The sequence below is a fragment of the Mucilaginibacter sp. RCC_168 genome (genome assembly GCF_041355315.1).
Classification (GTDB): Bacteria; Bacteroidota; Bacteroidia; order Sphingobacteriales; family Sphingobacteriaceae; genus Mucilaginibacter.
The window spans coordinates 1-21,045 of sequence record NZ_JBFUPN010000045.1 but is presented as its reverse complement, the minus strand read 5'-3'; the positions used below and the strand labels follow the sequence as shown (position 1 = coordinate 21,045).

Here is a 21,045-nt window from a genome sequence, read left to right as displayed (position 1 = left end):
AGGAAAATGGCCGGTTGGAACCACAAATTTCTACTTTCATTAATCGCTAAATCAAATTCCTAATGCGTCAGCCCTGCCCAATATGTGCAATGTATAGCTTCATGGATAATAAATCGTACCTTGCAACTTTATTCAAAACAATATTATGGCAACAGGAACAGTGAAATTTTTTAATGAATCAAAAGGCTTCGGCTTTATTACGCCCAGTAATGGTGGCAAAGACTTGTTTGTGCACGTTAGCGGTTTAAATGGCGAGATCCGCGAAGGTGACGAGGTTACTTTCGATGTGGAAGAAGGCAAAAAAGGGCCCGGTGCAGTTAACGTTAAATTAGTTTAAGCATATTGGGAAGATCGACAGAAACATTCGGTAAAAAGGAAAAAGAGAAGGCCCGCCTTAAGAAGGCTAAAGACAAAAAAGAAAGGGCCGAAGAGAGGAAGGCAAATGCCGGTACGGGTAAGAGCCTGGAAGATATGATGGCCTATATTGATGAGCATGGAAATATCACATCTACGCCGCCCGACCCTTCACGGAAAATCAAGGTTAATTCGGAAGATATTCAAATCGGTATTGCTAAACGGCAAGACCTGCCACATGACACTGTACGGAACGGCGTAGTTAGTTTTTTTAATGAAGCAAAGGGCTATGGCTTTATCCGCGACCTGCAAACTGAGGAAAGTGTTTTCGTGCATATTAACGCCCTCACGGGACCATTAAAGGAAAATAACCTGGTTACATTTGAAACCGAGCAGGGGCAAAAGGGACTCTCCGCAATCAACGTAAAAACAAAATAAATACGCTTGCTTACCGGGAGTTGATAAATAAATATTATCCCCCGCTGTCCGAATGTCTCCGACTTCGGACTATTATGCTAAGGAAGCAGAAAGGCTTAAAAAAAGCCCAATATTTCTATCAGGCTTTCATGGTGGCTGTTACACCTATATCGAATTATTTCCTATTTGACTTACGCCTGATAGCAAATTTAGACTTATAAATTGGGGCGGACAGGTTTGGGCAAACGATTCTCTCGGGTTCTTCGTATTCCCGAAAGACAAATCAATCGGTGCTTATGCTTTCTTTACAAACTCAGATTTAAGGGCCATTGCACCGAACCCATCGATCTTGCAGTCAATGTTATGGTCGCTATCTACCAGGCGAATATTTTTAACTTTTGTTCCAGCCTTTATGCTTTGAGACGAACCTTTTACCGGGAGATTTTTTATAATTACTACCGCATCGCCATTTTGTAAAATATTGCCGTTTGAATCTTTTACAATAAATTGATCGTTGCCGGTAGCGTTATCTTCTTCCGGCTCCCATTCGTGACCACATTCAGGACACACCAGCAGACCGTTCATTTCATACGTAAAGGTGGATTTGCACAATGGGCAAGGAGTTAGCTCTTTCATATCTAAGTTTTGGCAAAGGTAAAATTATTACCCATTATCCGCAGAGTTCAGTGCTGTCCGAATGTCTCTGACTTCGGACTATTATGCTATGGAGGCACAAAGGCAAAAAAAAGCCCGATATTTCTATCCGGCTTAAAGTGGGGGTTAGGGGGAGATGTTGTACTTTATTTCCTATATTTCTCCGCATAGTACAAGTGGGCATACATGGCGTATAGGTGAACACGGATCGTCCGGACAGCATCTGAAACATATAGGAATAGAAGTACCACCGGTAACATTTTTCATTTCCTCTCTTGTAAGCCGTTCTCCCTGCTGAAAGGCAGAAGCTTTTTTAATTAATTTTTCCATCTCTTTAGTTCGTCTTATGATTTGTTAATTATTAGTTTAAATTTAATTAAACTAATATTATATTTCAAAATATATAAAATAATATCTGCCCGTTATCCAAATAGTTCAGCGCTGTCCGAATATCTCGGACTTCGGACTTCTATGCAAGCAGAATGCATAAAAAAAGCCTCACATTTCTGTGAGGCTTTGTGGGAATTACTGGGTTTGAACCAGTGACCATCCGATGTAAAATCGGGATGCTCTGAATCAACGAGCTAAACTCCAGCAATAAGTTTTTCTATCATCTCGCACGCTCATCTGCGTTTGGCAAGAGCCAACATAAACTTATCCTTTGTTAAAAAGTAAAGAATATAAACGAAATACATATCTCAAGATAACAAAAAAAGCCCCACATTTCTGTGAGGCTTTCGTGGGAGTTACTGGGTTCGAACCAGTGACCCTCTGCTTGTAAGGCAGATGCTCTGAACCAGCTGAGCTAAACTCCCTTGCTTTTGGGTCTGCAAATATAGAAGTTCTGATCTATTCTTCAAAAAAAAATTTTCAATTTGTATTAACCTGTTGATTATTAACAATAAAAATAACAAAACGACTTTTTTAAAGCTTCACATCGCTATATTATTTCGGCCGGGGCGTGGGTCTTCGGGTAAGATTTCCATATTGGGGCATTGAGCCGTTTTAGTAGATTTTAAGTTAAATCACAGGGTTGTTTGCACATAGTTTGCACAAACAGGGTAACCATAATACAAAAAACATGGTTACTTACAAGGTATTATTAGATGAAAGACGGGCAAAGTCAGATGGGACTTATTCAATTATTATTAGAATTACTTGTGATAGAAAGGTAAGCACTATCAATTCTGGGGTCCATATTCAAAAGGAATATTGGGATAACAAAAACCAGAGTATAAAAAGCACACACCCCAATATGCAATTATTAAATAAGAAGGTTACTGAGTTTTACTTGAAAATTCAAAAGGCAGTACTCGAACTTGAAAATGAAGAGATCTTTAATTTCGATAACTTAAAGGAAAGAATTAACGATAACTACAAACCCGTTAAAAGCGTAAAATCCTTACCTTTTAAAGAATACTCTCAGCAACTTATAGAAGCGATGCTTTCTATTAATAAAGCCGGTAATGCTATTATTTATCAAACGGCAACTAACAAATTAATGACTTATGCTAATAACCCGAAGCTTAGATTTACTGATATAACATACAAATTCCTTGAAGGATTTAAAAATGATCTCATAAAGTCCGGTTTAAAAGCCAACTCAATTAGTAATTATTTTCGTACTCTACGGGCGATATACAACAAGGCAATTAAAGAAAAAATTGTTGATAGGGCACACTATCCATTTTTAGATATTACAGTTAAAACAGAACGGACTGCTAAGCGTGCAATAAGTTTAGAGGAATTAATTAAAATAACTAAACTTGACCTTAAACATAAATCTCAAGAATGGAAAGCTAGAAGCTACTTTCTTTTAAGCTTTGCGCTTCGGGGAGCTTCCTTCACTGATATAGCCTACCTAAAGTCAGAAAATATCAAGAAAGGATATGTGGTTTATAAAAGAAGGAAAACAGGAAAAGAGCTTAAAGTGAAACTGCTGCCATATACCTTGGGGCTTCTTAATCACTATATCGACCCAGATGCAAAATATCTTCTACCAATATTACCGGCTACAATTATTGAGGATAGCCTGGAAGCAAAAAAGGTAATATTTCAATGGATCAAAACATCAAATAAATACCTTACCCGCATTGGAGGTAATTGTGGTATTGAAGAGGATGTTACTAGTTACGTAACAAGGCATACTTTTGCAACCTTAGCCAAGAAAAAGCTTGGATATTCCAATGAGGTAATCGCCGAATGCCTAGGTCATGAATATGGCAATAAAATAACTAATACCTACTTAGATAGTTACGATCAAAGCCTGATCGATGAGGTAAATGAAAAGGTTATTCAGCTAATAGAGTAGATGAAAATATTAAGCAGGGTGGGCAACTACCTTGCTTTTTTTACCTTAGTACCTTTTAATAAATACATGCTACAATTCAACTTCCATCCAAATTACCAGAGAATCCACAAACATTTCCAATGGCCAGTGACACCAGAACAAATGCAAGTAGAGAATCCCACTGGGTACCCAATAGTAATTGATTGGTGGGATGAAGAACGAGATAAAGCCGTATTCAACAGCTTTCAGGAGATATTGTTAAAGTATGATCTTGTTGAATTTGGTGATGATTTGCTATTGTTGCTCCTTTTAAAGTACAAGCTTATAGAAGAAAGAATTTATGATTTAGAGCTTGATTACAACAATCGGAAGAGAGCAAAGGACCTGGCAATGTTTCTGCTACTTGCAAAACAAACACCAAAGAATAAATACAACAAACTAGTCTTAGCAACAAATACTGATACAGCCAAAGTAAATGACCCCGATCTGGTAGCCTGGATAAGTCAGCTTATAACTGAAAACATAGAAAAAGGTAACTACCCTATCTCTCTATTGGGATTAGCGGCGGATGATATGTATACTGAAAGAGAGAATAACAAGGAGTTAAATTTGGAGAAGTTAAGCACAGCGGCAACTGTTCGCTTAATTACACCTGCCAAAGTGATTAAAGAACAACAGGCCGATCTCTGCTTATTTATTTATAAATACCTGGTATCAGAAACCGATATTAAACCAGAGCCCAATACTTGGTTTTCGGATAAGCTGTTGAATTTCTATTTTGATATACTTGAGGGGTTTCAATACGTTGATCATTTGAAGATTGAATCAGAACCTAAGGATTGGACGAGAACGTTTCTAATGAATAGGTTTAAACAGTTAAATTCCTATTTTACAGGGAAATAAAATCTTTTAAAAACAGCGTTTTCTTATTTCCTTTCACCTTTCGATTCCTTGACACTTTTGTATCACCAAAGGCAATGTAGCCGGCGGTTAATACAAAAAAAATGAACATATTCGAACAGTTAAAATCAACAAGGAATCAAGAGTTTGCAAATGCCATTCACCCCAATACCGGAAAATTAAGCCCTCGTAAAGGTTTTCTTGTTATACGGAGTTTATACTATCAACAGTTTGGGGAGGTGCAAATAGCGATGGCCAAAATCCAGTGGAAGAGATTAAATGAGGATTTATTTCTGGATGGGGTTTTCCATGATATTGCTTTAAGGAGTTTGTTCCATAAAGAATCAAAAAGTAATCACATAAAAACAGCTATTGAGGATTTAGTCGACAAATACATCTATATTGATGAGATCGCATTAGTTTTAGATGTTGCACAACGCAATGTTATATCAGTTCGTTGGGGGATTTTGCAAAAATCGATAGAGCAGATCACCAAATCAAATGCCGCTATGTATGCGATGTTTAACGGCTCAAATACGTTATCGGACGTATGGAGCAATTTTGAAAAGAACGCGCCATATGATGTCGATCAAGCTATTGATGATGAAGCCAATGGATTTGAAGATGACTATTCAGACGACGACATGCCGGAATAATCCAGAAATCGACAAAGCGGGTGTATAGCACCCGCTCTTTTTCTTAATCACTCACCTTCAAAACTCAACCAATGCACAATATTACATTCGATAAGGAGATTGTCTTTCCTATTGAGATTACCAGATTTACAGAAATACCAGAAGTAAACCCTATACCGTCCAACACCATTATTTATAAAACGGTCTGTGGGCTCGGTGCTACTCATAGCGAGATTGTTTCTAAAAGAGATAGTATAATCATTCTGCCACACCTGTCAATAGTAAAAAGCAAACATAACGACCCTAAATATAAAGATTCAACCTTTGCTGTTCACGGTGAAGTTACCGTCGAGCAAGTTTATAATTATTTAGCTTCTGGTTCTGCTGAATATCGTAAGTTATTAACGACTCCGGCCGGGTTAAAAAAAATCATAAAAGCCACACAACTAACCGGCCTGAACTACAAAAGCTCTTTCTTTGTTTTGATTGATGAATGTCACAAGTTAATACAGGATGCGGGATACAGAGGTGATATGCTTGAAATGATGGAAAACTTCTTTCAATTTGATCGAAAGGCCATGATTTCAGCAACACCAATCCCTCCAAGTGACTCCAGGTTGGTCGAGCAAAAGTTTAAGCACTACAAAGTTACTCCGGACTTTGATTATAAAAAGGGTATAAAGCTAATTAACTCAAACAGTGTAATAAGCTCTTTAAAACAACATATAAACGAGAATCCATCGGAATGTTATTTTATATTTTTCAACAGTGTTAGTGGGATCCTTAGCTTAATCAAGCAGCTCAAAATAAAAAGAGATGTCAAAATATTCTGTTCAGAGGAATATAAGAATCATTTAAAAGACAAAGGCGTAAAATATGCCCATAGTTTATATGACGGTTATACAAAATATAACTTCCTTACCAGTAGCTTTTATAATGGTTTAGATATAAACATTGCAGATGTAGTCCCTAACGTAATTATCATTAGCGATTGTAGTTTTGGAAATCATTGTATAGTTGATCCCTTCACCGATGTTTTGCAGATCAGTGGAAGGTTTCGAGAGATACAAGACCTCCCTTTGGTGCATATAAATAACGTGAGTAGATATATAACACCATTAAACCCAGATGAATCAAAGGACGAAATTGTAAAAAGCAAAAAAGCATATGAAACCCTAAGCGGTCTTAAAACCTCATTTATTGAACAAGATAATATTTACTTTCTTGACCAGGCATTAAAAACATGTAAACCATACTTTAATTTATTGGATGAAAATGGTAACTATTCCTACTTCTTACAAGATAATTATTTAGATGAAAATAGGGTAAGCCAGTATTATAGTAGTACGTCCCAGTTAATGTCGGCTTATGTTGGTACAACGCTATTTAAACTTAAAGAAGAAAGTGTAACTTTTAATAAAGATGTATGCATTAAACTATCACATCACAAAGTTAAATATTTGAAAGCGAGTAATAAAAACAGCGTGGCCACCTTACAAGACCTTGAAGCAATAAAGGGTACAGATACTTATTATAAAGAGCGTTTACGAATTTTAAATGTATTCCCTATAACTTTCAATGCGTATGAGCGATTGGGGATAGAAAAAATCATCAGTCTTAACTACAACAGAGTTAAAATGCAAAATGAACTTCTGGAATTGGATATAAAAGAAAAGAAAAACAGTTATCCGTTAATAGATTTAATCAATAAAACCTTCCAACTCAATAAATCCTATTTAGTAAAAGATATAAAAAAGAAACTTCAAGAGCTGCATGACATACTTGGTCTATCTAGTAAAGCTAAATCAACAGATATAACTTTATACTTTCATATCAAGCCTTATTTTAACCATATTGATTCGAAATCGGCAAGGGCCTATATATTAATGGAACGGAAATACAACAGCTGCAACGAACTTGCAGCTTAATTGTATTTATAGACCATACTATGCAACCCTCAATTTAGGATAAACGATAGCTTGCTTCGGCTTAGATTTAGAATAGTCATAATGCCAGTCAATTTTATCACTTAATTTAAGCCAAATTAAGCTCTTGGTTTGACCTTTCATTATCTTATATTTTTCATTAATAAACCCTTTGGCTATAAGCTCTATGAACTGACTGTATACCGTTTTGTAACTTATGCCAAGCAGTTTTGCAAAGTCTGTAATGGTTTTGGTTGAACTTAAAGGACCTTCGTTAAAAAACTGTCTTAAGCATATTAACATAGCTTTTTGATTAGCCGATAAATCGGCATCCAAGAGTTCGTATGGTATTCTTTCAAAGCGAGGTTCTTTATCAAAATGATATTGATTGCAAGTGTGTTTCTTCTTTGAATGAGTAATATTCAAGAAGCCACCTTTTTCTAATCTTTTTACAGAATTGATTATAAAGCTTCTGCTCATTCCAGCTTTATCTGCAATCGTTTCATAAGCAGGATAGCATAGTCCAGTAGTTGAGTTATGAAATGATCTGATGGTAACATAGGTTAAGGCATCTAAGTACTTAATGTTTTGTTGGTTTAAGTTTAAAAAATCTGGCATAGCGATAAATCGCCTGTTAGGTTGAATCACGGTCATGAATCATTAAAAGTAAATAAGAAGAAATCTTAGGGATAGGAGTGTATCTGGAAGTCGGGAGTGATGGTCGTGTAACTTGTTGTTACATAGTTAAATATACGAAAAATACATGATATTTCCTAATGAATACTCTAACTACTTAAAACTATATAATGTATAGTTAGCGATCTTTTGAGAAAGATCTTATCCTGCACATTTTATTATCAATGTTATTAATATTATACGGACTAGTAATATTTTGTGCGGCCAAGATAGCAGTACTTTTATTCCTTAAGTAAATGCTAACTATACTAAGAAATACACATATAGTATAGTTAGCGTATCTTTTGGGAATATTCAGTATAAATAACAGATAATCAATGGTTTGTATTTAAGATGCGGTAAATTTTAAGTATCTTTGTATCAATCTGTTAGTGCGCGGTCACGTACTAAATCATTATATATTTGGAAGAACAAAAAGACAGGCATAGACCTGTCTTTTTGCATTTAAGGCAATACTGCTTAGTAAAATACACTCAACCATCTTCATTTAAAAGGCACTCAAGTAAAGTAGACTTATCAAATCTATCGGAAAGTCATTTGTCAGGCTTACCTTTTAATACGAACAGGTCAAAATCAGTAAAACAGTCCCCATTTCTTTAAACGCCCCCTCTGGCCTTTCCAATAACACCCGCCCCCCTATAAGTAATTACTTCTCAATAATTTTTTTGAATAAGCTTTAAGCAGATCCCCCGGTCTGCATTCATCCCCTTACCATGTTCCTGATGAAAGACGATTTGTTTTGAGTGTTAAAAGCAAGAGCAGTGTGCCACGATCCATAAAATCCGGTCAGCATAACCAAACGCAGGCAACTGTTAGAAATTAACAAAGAATGCTGCCCAGAACTCACTTTCTCAATCGCCTCAACACTCAAAACAATTCAATTACTAACCCTTAAACGACATGAAAACACATGACAGAACTCAACAAACGACCCGAAAACACAAAACCTACTATTGCACCACAACGATCTATTAAACTCGGCAAGCAATGGAAGAAAGTAAGCACAGGCTCTCATCCTAATGATTTGAAAGGTGTTAACGACACCATCATGAACAAATACTATCGTATTCTCCAATTGATCAAAGAGCAATACCTCGAACGAGGAACGATATACTTTGAAAGGGACTATAAAGATGATGGTAACGATCCTTTTGCATTACACAGTTTCATTTGTGATAAACTCTCTTTTTATCTGGAATGTGACTTGCTGGGCATCATGCAGATACATTACGACTTTGATGACTTCCGATTTGAGGCAGAAGTAAGGAAATTATTGTGCATCCCAATCAACACAGGCAAATGCCTACACAAGCCTAAACAACCAAACTTACCAGCCTTCTTTCAAGGCGTTCAAAACCACCAGGACAAACAATACATTAAAACACTTTAATTCCAATCACATGCCTAATAACCAATATCAATTCAACTGTGCTATATCTGTTGATGAACTTTATGTTCTGATCAAATGGCCTTTCGTTCAGGACCTAATGAATTATGAATGGTTCAGATCGGAATGTCTGCTATATCAAGCATTTGAAGAGCAGGAGCATTTAGATTCAGCCTATTTCGTACCCTTGAAGCGTCTTTACGAGGTAAAGAACGAAAGCTAAGCCATTTCAAAAGCGCACATCCAGCTACTTGCTTTAAAAGGTAAAACTTCCCAACACACATTCAAAATGCTTGGTCTGATCGACCAGGCATTTCTTATTAACAGCTATTGTAAACACTTAAACCAAATGAAACAGCAACAACCAATTAACCCGATTCAGTCAACTTATAATAAGACAGTCAAAGAGGTATATTACGCTATCTACAGGAATGCCAAACAACTGCTATCCACATTGGAAAGAGAGGAATTACGCTACAGCCTGGAACGTGAGGACAAAACCACAACTAAAGTTGGCACCATCATCCATGAGTTTATTAATCCATTGATCTATTTAAGGTTGGAGTGCCACCCAAATGAAATACTGGCCATTCACTATGGATTTGAACAGGTCTTAGCTGTAAACCAATACAGTAAAGTTACCTCAGCCTTTGTCAGAAGTATTTACAAAATGACATCCAAAGATATCACTGAAATAAACATAGAAGAAGCGGTCAGGACCGATTGGTGCATAAAAACCTGTTCAGAAATGTACGAATACATTGAAGAGCGCAATAAGCACCATACATTCAAACAGATCAAATACAAATCTGCAACCGTTAGAAGAAAACAAATGCAGGCAGTTGCCTAAAGTATTATTGACTTATCACTAACTTTGTATTAAAACAAGGAGGGAACCGCCAACATACCATTACATAGACATATCATCTTATTAAAATATAAGCGTTAAGCTTTGTTTGTTTTGTATCAGGAAACCTAGGAAATTTCGTATTACAGCAAAAACAAATGAGTTCAACGTCCAACGCGAAAGCGTAGGGCGAAGACTTGTTTGTTGCTGTAGGGCTCTCCTAGGTGCCCCTGATGCGCAGACTAAGTTAAGTCCTGCGCTTTCGTGTTTTATAACCTGCCGATTTGAGGACTATTCGGTGCCTTAATTAATCACAATGAAAACAATTAGGATCATATTGCTCCTTTCCCTGTCTACTTTATCACTACATGCCCAAAAACTAAAGATCACAGCGCTGGATGCATCTATCCAAAGGCTTTACGATGAGCGAGCTCCATATACTTTGGGAAAGATAATGACCATTGAGGTATTTGATAACAGCGCATCAATGACGATTGGTACAGATAAGCCAATGTTCTTAAAGAAATCGTCCGATAATACCTATACAAACATATCTAAAAACGAGAGCGGAACAGAAACCTATACTTACACGCTGAAGCTGCATACCTCGCTTGCAGTACTTACGTCAGCGGAGTTCACCTGGAATGTTCAAGAAAATAAGGGTGCATACAGGACAGCCTATTGGAAACTCACAGCCAAACGCTTTTAAAATTCATAACCTTAACTCACAAACCAATCACAAGATCAACAATGAAAACAACTCTATTGATGGCATTGACTGCCACAGCTTTACTATTTACATCATGCAGCAAGAAAACAGATAACAACACGGAGCCAGTAACACCAAAGCCGCCTATTGAAACTATACCAACCTTGGCTGTTCAAAGCTTTGCCGGAGGTGGTAAACAAGAATCGACTGATGGAGTGGGTACAAATGCACAGTTCTATACGATTTCAAAGCTCACATCTGACAAAGCCGGTAACGTTTATGTTCTTGAACCTGTATCTACAACAGACAACCATCTTTATTTTAAAATAAGGAAAGTAACACCAAATGGAACAACCTCTACGCTATTCAACTCTGGATATGAAGAATTCGTAAACAACAAACCAGTCCACAAGTCAAAGATATATCGTATACTGGACATCGCCTCTGATCCAAATGGTGCCTTATATGTCTTGGCCAACTTAACCGATTATTCAACTACTCCATCTAATGGTGGATGGTATTATCAGGAAATAGGTGTTTATAAATTTGACATATCGACGGGTGGCTTTGTCAAAGTATTAATCTCTTCTACTACATCGGGCGATGCCACAAATGTCTGGGCTGAACCAGCTACTGTATTAAACAACATAACAGTAGATGCGTCAGGAAATGTTTACGGAGCGTTCATTACAGGAAATTCTACGCCAGGCAAGATGAACGTATATAAGATTAGTTCAGGCTCAGGAACTTTAATGGCAAGTGTAGATGGTGGCTTTCCCGGCTCACTATATGCCCAGGGTAATGGTGAAGTTTATGCAATTACCACGACAGGTATTGTTAAGATTTCGAACTCACAGTCAACAAGTACACTTTATACATTTCAAAAGCCTATTGCTGCACTTCCGGCTACGCTATCAGGCAACCAGAATGGGACCATTTACAGTTATGGAGATTTATATAGCCCTTCAAAAGAGCTTAAGGGTTCAGGCTTTTATAAAGTGAAGTCAGATGGTACAGTGACAAATGGAGGCATTATTACTAGCAATCCTGTTATATGGGCTGCCACAGCAGATCAGTCAGGAAATATTTATTATGCAACTCACCCTAATGGCTTTGTTATTCAAAAGGTTACTATCAATTGAGTTGACTTATTAAAAGGTACAGAATCTAAATAATAAGAGAGCTTACTTTCGGGTAGGCTCTTTTAATGACATAAGCCTACACTTGGCTCCCTCACTTTTGGTTGCTTACAAGGAGAAAGCCAAGTTATGCTTATGGCTGGGCGCAGAGGCCACTCACACACCAGGAAGATCGGAATTACGCAACTCTTAAGCTTATCAAATCAGTCGCCAGATTTCGCTACGTTTAACAAGTTCTGCGAACACATTAAACTTCACCGCAAGACTATTCCATTATTGCACATTTTTTATTCAATATCTTATCTATTATACACCCTGACAAGAAAATGTGCAGATAAAACCCAACCCATTGCGATCTGTCACCAGATATGACTTAAGCAAAGTCGTTGCTCCATGAAAGCTTTCTCTGGCCTTATCAATCATTCGCTATGCTATTCATTGCTAAGTCAGGCGCTTTCCATAATTTTTGCTCACCTGCTACTCGTCGAGGACTTCCCAACTGTCATGGCGTTTGAAAGGCAGACGCACAGGCAATAAAAGGTCAAACGCAACGCCAGTTTTTTGTGTGAAGCATTCTTTGTAGCCGCACTTTGTGCTATCTCTACAAAGATCCTCTCCTCTATTCGCAGGCGGCTCGCAGAGAGTATCAACAATTGTTTTAAATAAGTTGTTAAATATTATTGAAGTCTATTTGTTTGAAATGATAAATAATTATATTTGGTACACCTTAACCCTGCAATATGATCGCATTATCACAGTAAGAATACCCCAGCCCTTAGCCTTCAAAAAGGCATCAATCAAATAGCATTTATTCATTTCAAAACAACTTAGCACCAATCTACTACGGATTGATCTTGTCCATATATTTTAAGCAAACTTTTTGCCCTTATATCATGAAGAAACTCATCTTTTCACTTAATCTATTTTTAAGCTTTTCATCATTAGTACATGCCCAATGGACAACCAGTGGCACTGTTACTTCAACTACTAATTCCATTGGTATTGGCACGACTGCGCCTTTAAGCAAACTTCATGTTTCTGGTGGAAACATACTCATAGATAATGCGAGCTGGTTTGCCGCTAGAAATACTTCTGGTGCAGCAACACCATTACTTGGTATTGCTGCGGACAACAATATCTATTTAGGGGATTTGTTCGCAGGCACTCCTACAGGCAGAGTGATTTTTCGAACAAATGGCGCAGATCGATTAACCATCAATTCAAATGGTAGTACAGGTATAGGGACAAATAATCCACAAAGTGCGCTTGAGGTTAATAATAATAGCTATACCGACGCTAGTCAATTAATTGTATCAGGCGCAGAAGCAACAAGATATTATGGAGTAATGGGAATAACGGTTCCTTCAGGCCATACCGTTTTATCATTTGGTGTTAGAAGTAATAATACGAATTATTTCGAGACACTAAATCTGGTCAATGATAATGTTGGCATTGGCACTAAAACCCCAGATCAGAAACTGTCCGTAAATGGTACTATTCATTCTAAATCCGTATTGATCGATCTGAACGGTTGGTCTGACTATGTATTAAAGAATGATTATCAATTACGTCCATTAAGCGAGGTTAAAAACTACATCGATCAAAATCAACATTTACCGGAGGTCCCATCCGAACAGGAAATGGTAAAGAAAGGTCTTGATGTGAGTGAAATGAATAAGTTACTGATGAAGAAAGTGGAGGAATTAACTCTTTATCTGATCGAAAAAGACAAACAGGCCCAAACACAACAGGTGGAGATCGATGATTTGAAAGCTCAAATGAAAAAGCTCATAAAACCCTAAATCCTAATACAATTAAACCAAACCCTTATTGATTAAACCATGAAAAAAGTAAGTTTAACCATTCTCGCAATGCTGGGCATTGCACAATTTTCCTATGCTCAATGGACAACCGCGGGCAACAATATTTATAACAGTAATACAGGAAACGTTGGTATAGGAATCAACAGCGGTACTGCAAAGTTCGCCGTTTATCAATCTACAGCATTGGGTAGCGTAGCCAAAAATAATCTTTTATTGAGCTCTGTAGGGGGCTCGGCAGCTAATAGTGTTCAAAACAATATATGGCTGGTCCGAAACGCAGCTGGCAGTGATTTTACAACCAGCAGACTGCATGATGGGATATCGATAGACGGCTCTTATGTTAGCCCTCAAACCGACACCAGGACCTGGTGGGAACGTGACCCAACATCGGATGTACAATCCTGGGGAACAGCGGCAAGCACTTATTTAACAATTAAACAAGGGAAGATGGGTATAGGTACGGTAAGCCCTTCCGAAAAGCTGAGTGTCGCGGGAGGAAACTTGTTAATGGACAATGCGGCATGGTATTCAGCTAAAAACACCGCTGGAAGCACTGTATCATTGTTGGGCTTAGCCTCGGATAATAATATCTATATCGGTGATCTATTTGGGGGTATTCCAGCTAATAGTTTAATCATTAGGACCAACGGCTTAAATAAAATGACGATTAATGCCAATGGGAATGTGGGTATTGGCGTAACAACTCCTCAAAATAAACTGGATGTCAACGGCAGGATTCATTCTCAATCAGTGCTCATCGACATGCTGGGTTGGTCGGATTATGTTTTCAAAAAAGACTATCAGTTACGGCCATTAAGTGAGGTAAAAGATTATATAGATCAAAACCAGCATTTACCTGAAATTCCATCGGAGCAACAGATAGCTAAAGAAGGATTAAACCTGGGCGAGATGAATAAGTTACTGATGAAGAAAGTGGAGGAATTAACCTTATATATGATCGAGCAAAATAAACGAATAGAAGATCAGCAAAAAGATATTAATGATTTAAAAATACAGCTAAAAAACAAATAATGGTAAAGAAATTAATGCTCCTGCTGCCGTTTTTAGCTGCCTCACTAAACGGATTATCACAACAATCGACGCAAAACAACACATTTATCCCACCATCTCCGACGGCCGCCTCGTTAGGGAAATATATCAATAATTACGGGAACTCGTCCACGGGAGCGATCAATGCCTCCGTCCCCATCTTTAATTTACAAACCGGGACATTGGATGAAAATATTCAACTCAGGTATAATTCCAACGGATTCAAGCCAGCCGAAGTTCCCGGTTGGGTGGGCGCTGGTTGGACCTTAAGCGGCGGCGGCGTAATCACCCGGACCGTAAGGGGGCTTCCCGATGACACTTATCTGTATGGTTATCTTAGTAATCTGGCCGATGCTGCCGACTTTGACAATACAATTAAAAGCGGACGGACGATCACTTTTCAAACCTACGATAAAATTAATCATAATCAATTTGATTTTCAGCCGGACATGTACAGCTTTCATGTCGGGAATTATTCCGGGCAGTTTTATATGGACTTTGGCGGAGATATACATATCATGCCCTATCAAGATATTAAAATCACTTATAGCAGGGCAGATGATCAAAGTCATAATATCATTGCCGGTATTGAGTCCTGGGTGATCAGCACGCCGGAAGGGGATACCTATACGTTCTCAGATAAAGAATGGTCAAGAACACCAACTACGGTCGCGACACAGCCGTATGAGATAAAAACCGTATCCAGCTGGTATCTTACAAATGCTACCTCAAAAAGAGGAGATTACATCAACTATTATTATCAAGGCACACCAAATGCTTATCGCTATCAGGAATTTCCGTCTGAGAGCATGGGACTTGCCAGCTGTGCCACATTTGGTGGGAGTCCGAGTGTTCCAATGAATAATTTCTCAAAAAACCCTACCTGGCACGAGGTCATATACTTAAGTGAGATTGAAACCAAATCCGCGAAAGTGAAATTTTTCACGAGTGACCGGGATGATCCCTATCAGATCCAGGCGACCGGTAGTACGTATACCTTAAAAGATAAGCAATTAGATTCCATTGCTGTTTATAGTTTAAACAATCTGACGGTACCCTTAAAATCTTTTGCTATAAAATATAATAATCCTCTTGGGCGCATACGTGCAGTACCGGTGGAGTTCAGACAATATGCCAAAGGCGGAGGGATATTTAACAAATACAATTTTGATTATTATTCATTTCCAAATGTTCCCTATAATTACATGGGTATCGATCACTGGGGGTATTACAACGCTGCGGGTAATGGATCCCTCATACCCAGAACAATCATCACGGCGCCGGCCTTTGGTATGTACGATCAACCAGTTGGAACCGCTGACAGGGGGGTAAACACCTCTGTTGCAGTATGTGGTATTCTAAAAAATATAAGATACCCAACGGGCGGGCAAACAACTTTTGAGTACGAACCTCATGATTATAGTTTTGGATATGAACGAACCGTATACTTTAGTATCCCGGCCGTAAACACCTGGAAATATTATACGACGGGTGATGGACCAGACATCGATGGGACCTTTACAATAGCACACCAGGCGGAAATTACTGCAACGGGTACGATCGAGATCAATGACGGTAGAGATTGCTTACAGGAAACAAGATCATATCCCCCAATAAAAAAAACTTTTCCTGCCGGTACCTACGATGTTTTTGACAGTTTCCTGGCGGACGTCGTTGCCCAGGTAGATTCACGCAAGGTGGGTTGTCTTTACAGGATATCCATCAATATTTCCGGCAAGGACTATTACAAAGCCTTTATGGATTTCGGAGGAGGTGTCAGGCTGAAGAAAGTTACGAATTATGACGGGATTAATCATGCTAATGACATGATCACCACTTACCGGTATAAAATGAATAATAGTGAGTTGTCCTCCGGTGTGATTGGGGCAGATCCTAAGTATTATTATTATTTCGATAGCAATCTTACTGTAGATGGCAATCCCCTGGGAGATCAATGCGATGCCATATTCGTATTAAGATCTTCAACAGTAAATACTATCCCTCTAACTCAGGGCAATTATATTAATTACCAGAGAATAGAAGAAATTAGAAACGATAATTCAAAAACGGTAAACTATTATACTACTTATAGAGATTATAGTGATTTTGATCCTGAGTTTCAAACGCCGGTAGTCAACCATAACTTAGGGACAACCGGGACACAGGACTTTTTGAGAGGTAATTTACTGGGAACAGAAATATATGATAGTCAAAATAAGCTGTTAACAAGATCAACACGAAGTTATAAAACTTCTGTCCCCTATACATTTAGTCAATATTTTTGGACATCCATCCCGATCTATGTACAAGGTTTTCAAAGCGCCATAACGAACTTTGTCGGCGCCGCCCGGGAGGCCGCGACATTATACTACATGGATAAACAGCGGGATGTAACCTATAGCAATACAGACTCCGTTGTTGTAAATCATGATTTTTATTACGATAATCCACCCAACCTGCTTGTAACCAGGGATGTTACAACCAAAAGTGACGGCAAAACCTACACAAAAGCCAATATTTATGGCGATGAGTATGTTCCATTAACCAATTTCACCAATGGGGGCAACAATCCGATTGAACAGGTCGTTTATTTAACCGATAGCCAGGGTACCCGTGTCGTTTCAGGATCAATCAATGAATACGGAGATAGGGGCCTGCTAACAAAATCGTATAAGCTGAAAGAAACATCGCCGATAAGCCAGGCGAACTTTAAGTTTTCGGCAAGTGCTAAAGGGCAGCTGCCTTATCCTTCATCACACGGGAGTTATGTCCATGATGATCAATACGAGGAACAGATAGCCTATCAGTACGACCCCACAGGGAACCCAGTTCTGGCAACTCCAAAAGATGGCATAACTGTAGGCTACAAATGGGGTTATAACCAGGAATATCCGGTAGCTCAATGTAAGAACGCATTGAATACCGAGTTTTATTACGAGGGGTTTGAAGAAAGTACTGCTACGGGGGTAACGAACGGGACAGCACATACCGGACTAAAATATACAACCAGTGCCGGGGTGAGCTGGACCAAGCCGAATAACCGGAATTATATGATCAGTTATTGGTATCTGAGTGGAGGTCTGTGGAAATATAGTGGAGAACAAGTTTATGCCGGCCCTTCATTTACGATGACCGGAGGCACGGCTTACGACGATGTGCGAATCTATCCTAAAGATGCCTTGCTGACCACGTATACCTATGAACCATTGATTGGCATGACCAGTTCAACGGACGCCAAAGGAGAAACGACAACCTACGAATACGACAATTTCCAGCGATTGATGAACCTGAAGGACAAAGACGGGAACATTGTGAAACACATGGACTATCATTACCAGGGACAGTAAACCGAAGGATCAACCTACAAGACATTATCACGATGAAGCATATAAATAGATTACTCATAGCCTTCGGCTTTATGCTTTATGCTTTAAGCTTAAAAGCACAAACGCAGGTAACGGCCCCGATGACGGGCACACCGGCGGCAGGTTCTTATTTCAGTTACAGCAGTATTGCACTGAGCCCGGGCTTCAGTTTTACGGCAGCAGCAGGGAGCAGTTTGAGCTTGTATATCGCCAACCCGGATTGCCAGCCGCTGGGCACCGCGCTGAGCCAAAACCAGAATTACATACTCAGTTCTGTACCACGCAATGCAGGTTACAACCCGGCAGTAAACACTTACTCTACCTGTGAACTGATGCAGACAGTAAGCTATTTTGACGGATTGGGCAGACCCTTGCAAACAATACAGGTCAAAGGCAGCCCTTTGAATAAAGACATGGTACAGCCCATTGCCTATGACCAATTTGGCAGGGAAACGACGAAGTACCTGCCGTATGCGGCCACTACCGCGGATGGCAGCTATAAAACAGATGCGCTAATCACAGGGATCAGTAGTTTTTATAACCCAACGGGCAATGGTACCAGCGGAACACAACAAAGCAACGGTATCGTGGTGATCCCGCAGCCATTCGCCCAGACCAATTTTGAACCTTCGCCCTTGAACCGGGTGGTAGAGCAAGGCGCGCCTGGAACAGCCTGGCAGCCGGTTGCAGGAAATACCACGGGACATACGGTAAAAATGGTTTATACGATCAATAACCTGAACGCCTTTAGCGGGACCGATACGGCAGTCAGCATGCGGGTAACACTTTATAACGCGACGATCAACAGCAACCAGAGCCGAACGCTGACCATCGGCAATACCTCAGGCAATTATTACCCGGCTGGTCAGCTGTATGTAACCGTGAGCAAGGACGAAAACTGGAAAAGTGGTCGTGGAGGAACAACCGAAGAATATAAAGATAAAGAAGGCCATGTGGTGCTGAAACGCACGTTTAATTACACCGCTGGCGCGCTGCAAATGTTATCTACCTATTACGTGTACGATGATTTGGGTAACCTGGCCTTTGTACTCCCCCCGCTAAGTGGTGCTGATGCCGGGATCACGAGTACAGCTAATCAACCTGTGCTGGATAACCTGTGTTATCAGTATCAATATGACGAACGCAACCGGTTAAGCCGGAAAAGGTTGCCCGGCAAGGACTGGGAATATATGGTCTATAACAAACTGGATCAGCCGGTGCTCAGCCAGGATGCGGTTCAGCGTGCCAGCAAGCAATGGACAGTAACCAAGTATGACGCTTTAGGAAGAGTGATCATGACCGGTTTATGGACCGATGCCGCAGCCTTATCGCAATCCCAGCTGCAAACCAATATTTATAATGCCGCCCAGTGGGATGTACGCAACACCAGCGATATCAACACAGGCTATAGTATCACTAGTTACCCGGCATTAAGCAGTTCTTTAAGCATCAACTATTATGACGACTATAGTTTCAGCAATATCACCGGGTTCCCTGCCAAATTCGGCACGATGCCATTCGGAGGCAGCACCCAAACCAAGGGTTTGCTTACTGCCAGTAAGGTAAATATACTGGGGAGCACCAATATGCTGTGGGGTGTCAGCTATTACGACGGTTTTGGCCGTAACATACAAACCTATAAGCAGCACTATCTGGGTGGCGGCACGCCAAACGCCAATAACTATGATGTGATCACCACGGGATATGATTTTACCAATGCTGTCACTTCTACCACTCGTCAGCATTATAACGCCACCAATACAACAAACGCGGTATTGACCATCGCCAACTTGTATTACTATGACCACATGGGGCGCAAGGTTCAGACCAAAGAACAGATCAACGGCGGGACGACGGTGCTGTTAAGCCAGACCGATTATAACGAGATCGGGCAGTTAAAGACCAAACACCTGCATAGCACCAACAACGGGTCTTCGTTTTTGCAGAATATCAGCTATGCGTATAACGAGCGGGGCTGGCTTTCGCAGGTAAACGACCCTAGTGTAGCCCCGGCGGCAGATAAGCTGTTCAGCATGGCGCTGAATTACAATACGCCGGTGCCGGCCCACAACGTGAGTTCGCAGTATAACGGCAATATCTCCGAACAGTTGTATAACAAGGGTGCCGCAGGGCTAAAGTATGTGACCTATAATTACGATCAGCTGAACCGTTTAACAGCGGGCAATTCGGTAGAGGCATTTAGTGAGAACGGTATAACCTATGATGCCAACGGCAATATCAAGACCATGATACGTTTGGGGCCAAACGCGGGAACGCTGACCTATAATTATGGGAGCACCAACCAGTTAGCTTCGGTCAGCGGTGGAATTACCCGGAGTTATGGATATGATGCCAATGGCAATGCCACCAGCGATGGCCAGGGTAACACCATCACCTATAACCTGCTCAACCTACCGCAAACGATCACCGGTAAAGGCTTAACCTATACCTATGATGCCAGCGGTCAGAAGCTACGGAAGATCTCGGGTACGACGATAACGGAATACATTGGTGGCATCCAGTACACAGGAGCAGGAATAGACTTTGTGCAGACGGAGGAGGGCCGGGTATTGAACCCAACAAGTTCACCGAACTATGAGTATACCCTGACAGATCACCTGGGGAATAACCGGGTAACATTTGACCAGACGAATGGCAAGAAGAGTGAAGACGATTATTATCCCTTTGGCTTAAATGTAGCCAGAGGAACGATACCGAGTTTGAGAAATCATTATCTTTACAATAAGAAAGAGTTGCAGGATGAGTTGAACCAATACGATTACGGTGCACGTTTCTACGACCCTGTAATTGGGCGTTTTACTTCAATTGATCCGATGGCAGAGGTATCAAGACG

Annotated in this window: 16 protein-coding genes and 1 tRNA gene; 14 read left to right on the top strand and 3 right to left on the bottom strand. The window is 39.8% G+C overall.

The annotated features are described in order from the left end of the window. The first annotated feature begins 145 nt into the window (after window positions 1–145). Complete coding sequence (locus tag AB6735_RS27585; RefSeq protein ID WP_370999407.1) at window positions 146–337, top strand: cold-shock protein; 192 nt, start codon at window positions 146–148, stop codon at window positions 335–337. A 5-nt stretch (window positions 338–342) separates the two neighbouring features. Further along, complete coding sequence (locus tag AB6735_RS27580; protein ID WP_370999406.1) at window positions 343–792, top strand: cold-shock protein; 450 nt, start codon at window positions 343–345, stop codon at window positions 790–792. Between the two features lie 273 nt (window positions 793–1,065). Here the strand turns inward: AB6735_RS27580 and AB6735_RS27575 are convergent, their stop codons facing one another. Together AB6735_RS27575 and AB6735_RS27570 are read right to left on the bottom strand one after the other, a co-directional pair. Further along, window positions 1,066–1,407, bottom strand: a complete 342-nt coding sequence (locus AB6735_RS27575) for a zinc ribbon domain-containing protein YjdM (RefSeq protein ID WP_370999405.1) — start codon at window positions 1,405–1,407, stop codon at window positions 1,066–1,068. Window positions 1,408–2,165: 758 nt separating this feature from the next. Continuing rightward, window positions 2,166–2,240: transfer RNA gene (locus AB6735_RS27570), tRNA-Val, on the bottom strand. Window positions 2,241–2,506: 266 nt separating this feature from the next. Here AB6735_RS27570 and AB6735_RS27565 point away from each other — a divergent pair. From AB6735_RS27565 to AB6735_RS27550, 4 genes are all read left to right on the top strand, one after another. Beyond that, window positions 2,507–3,736, top strand: a complete 1,230-nt coding sequence (locus AB6735_RS27565; protein ID WP_090469572.1) for a site-specific integrase — start codon at window positions 2,507–2,509, stop codon at window positions 3,734–3,736. Then, window positions 3,737–4,618, top strand: coding sequence for a hypothetical protein (locus AB6735_RS27560; protein WP_143013914.1), 882 nt, complete (start codon window positions 3,737–3,739; stop codon window positions 4,616–4,618). 101 nt (window positions 4,619–4,719) lie between these two features. Beyond that, window positions 4,720–5,271, top strand: a complete 552-nt coding sequence (locus tag AB6735_RS27555) for a hypothetical protein (RefSeq protein WP_090469567.1) — start codon at window positions 4,720–4,722, stop codon at window positions 5,269–5,271. A gap of 71 nt (window positions 5,272–5,342) precedes the next feature. Continuing rightward, window positions 5,343–7,178, top strand: a complete 1,836-nt coding sequence (locus AB6735_RS27550) for a DEAD/DEAH box helicase family protein (RefSeq protein WP_090469565.1) — start codon at window positions 5,343–5,345, stop codon at window positions 7,176–7,178. Between the two features lie 18 nt (window positions 7,179–7,196). On the opposite strand, the gene AB6735_RS27545 is transcribed toward AB6735_RS27550, so the two are convergent. Beyond that, entirely contained in the window at window positions 7,197–7,793 is a 597-nt protein-coding gene (locus AB6735_RS27545; RefSeq protein WP_370999404.1) for a helix-turn-helix domain-containing protein, read from the bottom strand. Window positions 7,794–8,781: 988 nt separating this feature from the next. Here AB6735_RS27545 and AB6735_RS27540 point away from each other — a divergent pair. From AB6735_RS27540 to AB6735_RS27505, 8 genes are all read left to right on the top strand, one after another. Next, entirely contained in the window at window positions 8,782–9,261 is a 480-nt protein-coding gene (locus tag AB6735_RS27540; RefSeq protein ID WP_090469560.1) for a hypothetical protein, read from the top strand. 346 nt (window positions 9,262–9,607) lie between these two features. Then, entirely contained in the window at window positions 9,608–10,108 is a 501-nt protein-coding gene (locus tag AB6735_RS27535) for a hypothetical protein (RefSeq protein WP_370999403.1), read from the top strand. A gap of 313 nt (window positions 10,109–10,421) precedes the next feature. Then, the gene (locus AB6735_RS27530) at window positions 10,422–10,814 is read left to right on the top strand and encodes a hypothetical protein (protein WP_090469552.1); all 393 of its coding nucleotides are present in this window, start codon (window positions 10,422–10,424) and stop codon (window positions 10,812–10,814) included. Window positions 10,815–10,855: 41 nt separating this feature from the next. Further along, window positions 10,856–11,956 carry a hypothetical protein gene (locus AB6735_RS27525; RefSeq protein WP_090469549.1) on the top strand — a complete coding sequence of 367 codons (1,101 nt, stop codon included), beginning with the start codon at window positions 10,856–10,858 and terminating at the stop codon, window positions 11,954–11,956. Between the two features lie 890 nt (window positions 11,957–12,846). After that, window positions 12,847–13,755, top strand: a complete 909-nt coding sequence (locus tag AB6735_RS27520; RefSeq protein ID WP_370999402.1) for a hypothetical protein — start codon at window positions 12,847–12,849, stop codon at window positions 13,753–13,755. 39 nt (window positions 13,756–13,794) lie between these two features. Next, window positions 13,795–14,808: a hypothetical protein gene (locus tag AB6735_RS27515; RefSeq protein WP_370999401.1), complete on the top strand. Its 1,014-nt coding sequence runs from the start codon at window positions 13,795–13,797 to the stop codon at window positions 14,806–14,808. Then, complete coding sequence (locus AB6735_RS27510) at window positions 14,808–18,173, top strand: SpvB/TcaC N-terminal domain-containing protein (protein WP_090469541.1); 3,366 nt, start codon at window positions 14,808–14,810, stop codon at window positions 18,171–18,173. The genes AB6735_RS27515 and AB6735_RS27510 overlap by 1 nt, the downstream gene beginning before the upstream one ends. 32 nt (window positions 18,174–18,205) lie before the next feature. After that, the coding region (locus tag AB6735_RS27505; protein ID WP_370999400.1) for a DUF6443 domain-containing protein at window positions 18,206–21,045 on the top strand (2,840 nt) is incomplete at its 3' end.

Excerpts from the sequence above, each read along its gene's own strand:
- AB6735_RS27585 (WP_370999407.1), top strand. The coding sequence starts at position 146 with ATGGCAACAGGAACAGTGAAATTTTTTAATGAATCAAAAGGCTTCGGC.
- AB6735_RS27575 (WP_370999405.1), bottom strand. The coding sequence starts at position 1,407 with ATGAAAGAGCTAACTCCTTGCCCATTGTGCAAATCCACCTTTACGTAT.
- AB6735_RS27565 (WP_090469572.1), top strand. The coding sequence starts at position 2,507 with ATGGTTACTTACAAGGTATTATTAGATGAAAGACGGGCAAAGTCAGAT.
- AB6735_RS27560 (WP_143013914.1), top strand. The coding sequence starts at position 3,737 with ATGAAAATATTAAGCAGGGTGGGCAACTACCTTGCTTTTTTTACCTTA.
- AB6735_RS27555 (WP_090469567.1), top strand. The coding sequence starts at position 4,720 with ATGAACATATTCGAACAGTTAAAATCAACAAGGAATCAAGAGTTTGCA.
- AB6735_RS27550 (WP_090469565.1), top strand. The coding sequence starts at position 5,343 with ATGCACAATATTACATTCGATAAGGAGATTGTCTTTCCTATTGAGATT.
- AB6735_RS27545 (WP_370999404.1), bottom strand. The coding sequence starts at position 7,793 with ATGCCAGATTTTTTAAACTTAAACCAACAAAACATTAAGTACTTAGAT.
- AB6735_RS27540 (WP_090469560.1), top strand. The coding sequence starts at position 8,782 with ATGACAGAACTCAACAAACGACCCGAAAACACAAAACCTACTATTGCA.
- AB6735_RS27535 (WP_370999403.1), top strand. The coding sequence starts at position 9,608 with ATGAAACAGCAACAACCAATTAACCCGATTCAGTCAACTTATAATAAG.
- AB6735_RS27530 (WP_090469552.1), top strand. The coding sequence starts at position 10,422 with ATGAAAACAATTAGGATCATATTGCTCCTTTCCCTGTCTACTTTATCA.
- AB6735_RS27525 (WP_090469549.1), top strand. The coding sequence starts at position 10,856 with ATGAAAACAACTCTATTGATGGCATTGACTGCCACAGCTTTACTATTT.
- AB6735_RS27520 (WP_370999402.1), top strand. The coding sequence starts at position 12,847 with ATGAAGAAACTCATCTTTTCACTTAATCTATTTTTAAGCTTTTCATCA.
- AB6735_RS27515 (WP_370999401.1), top strand. The coding sequence starts at position 13,795 with ATGAAAAAAGTAAGTTTAACCATTCTCGCAATGCTGGGCATTGCACAA.
- AB6735_RS27510 (WP_090469541.1), top strand. The coding sequence starts at position 14,808 with ATGGTAAAGAAATTAATGCTCCTGCTGCCGTTTTTAGCTGCCTCACTA.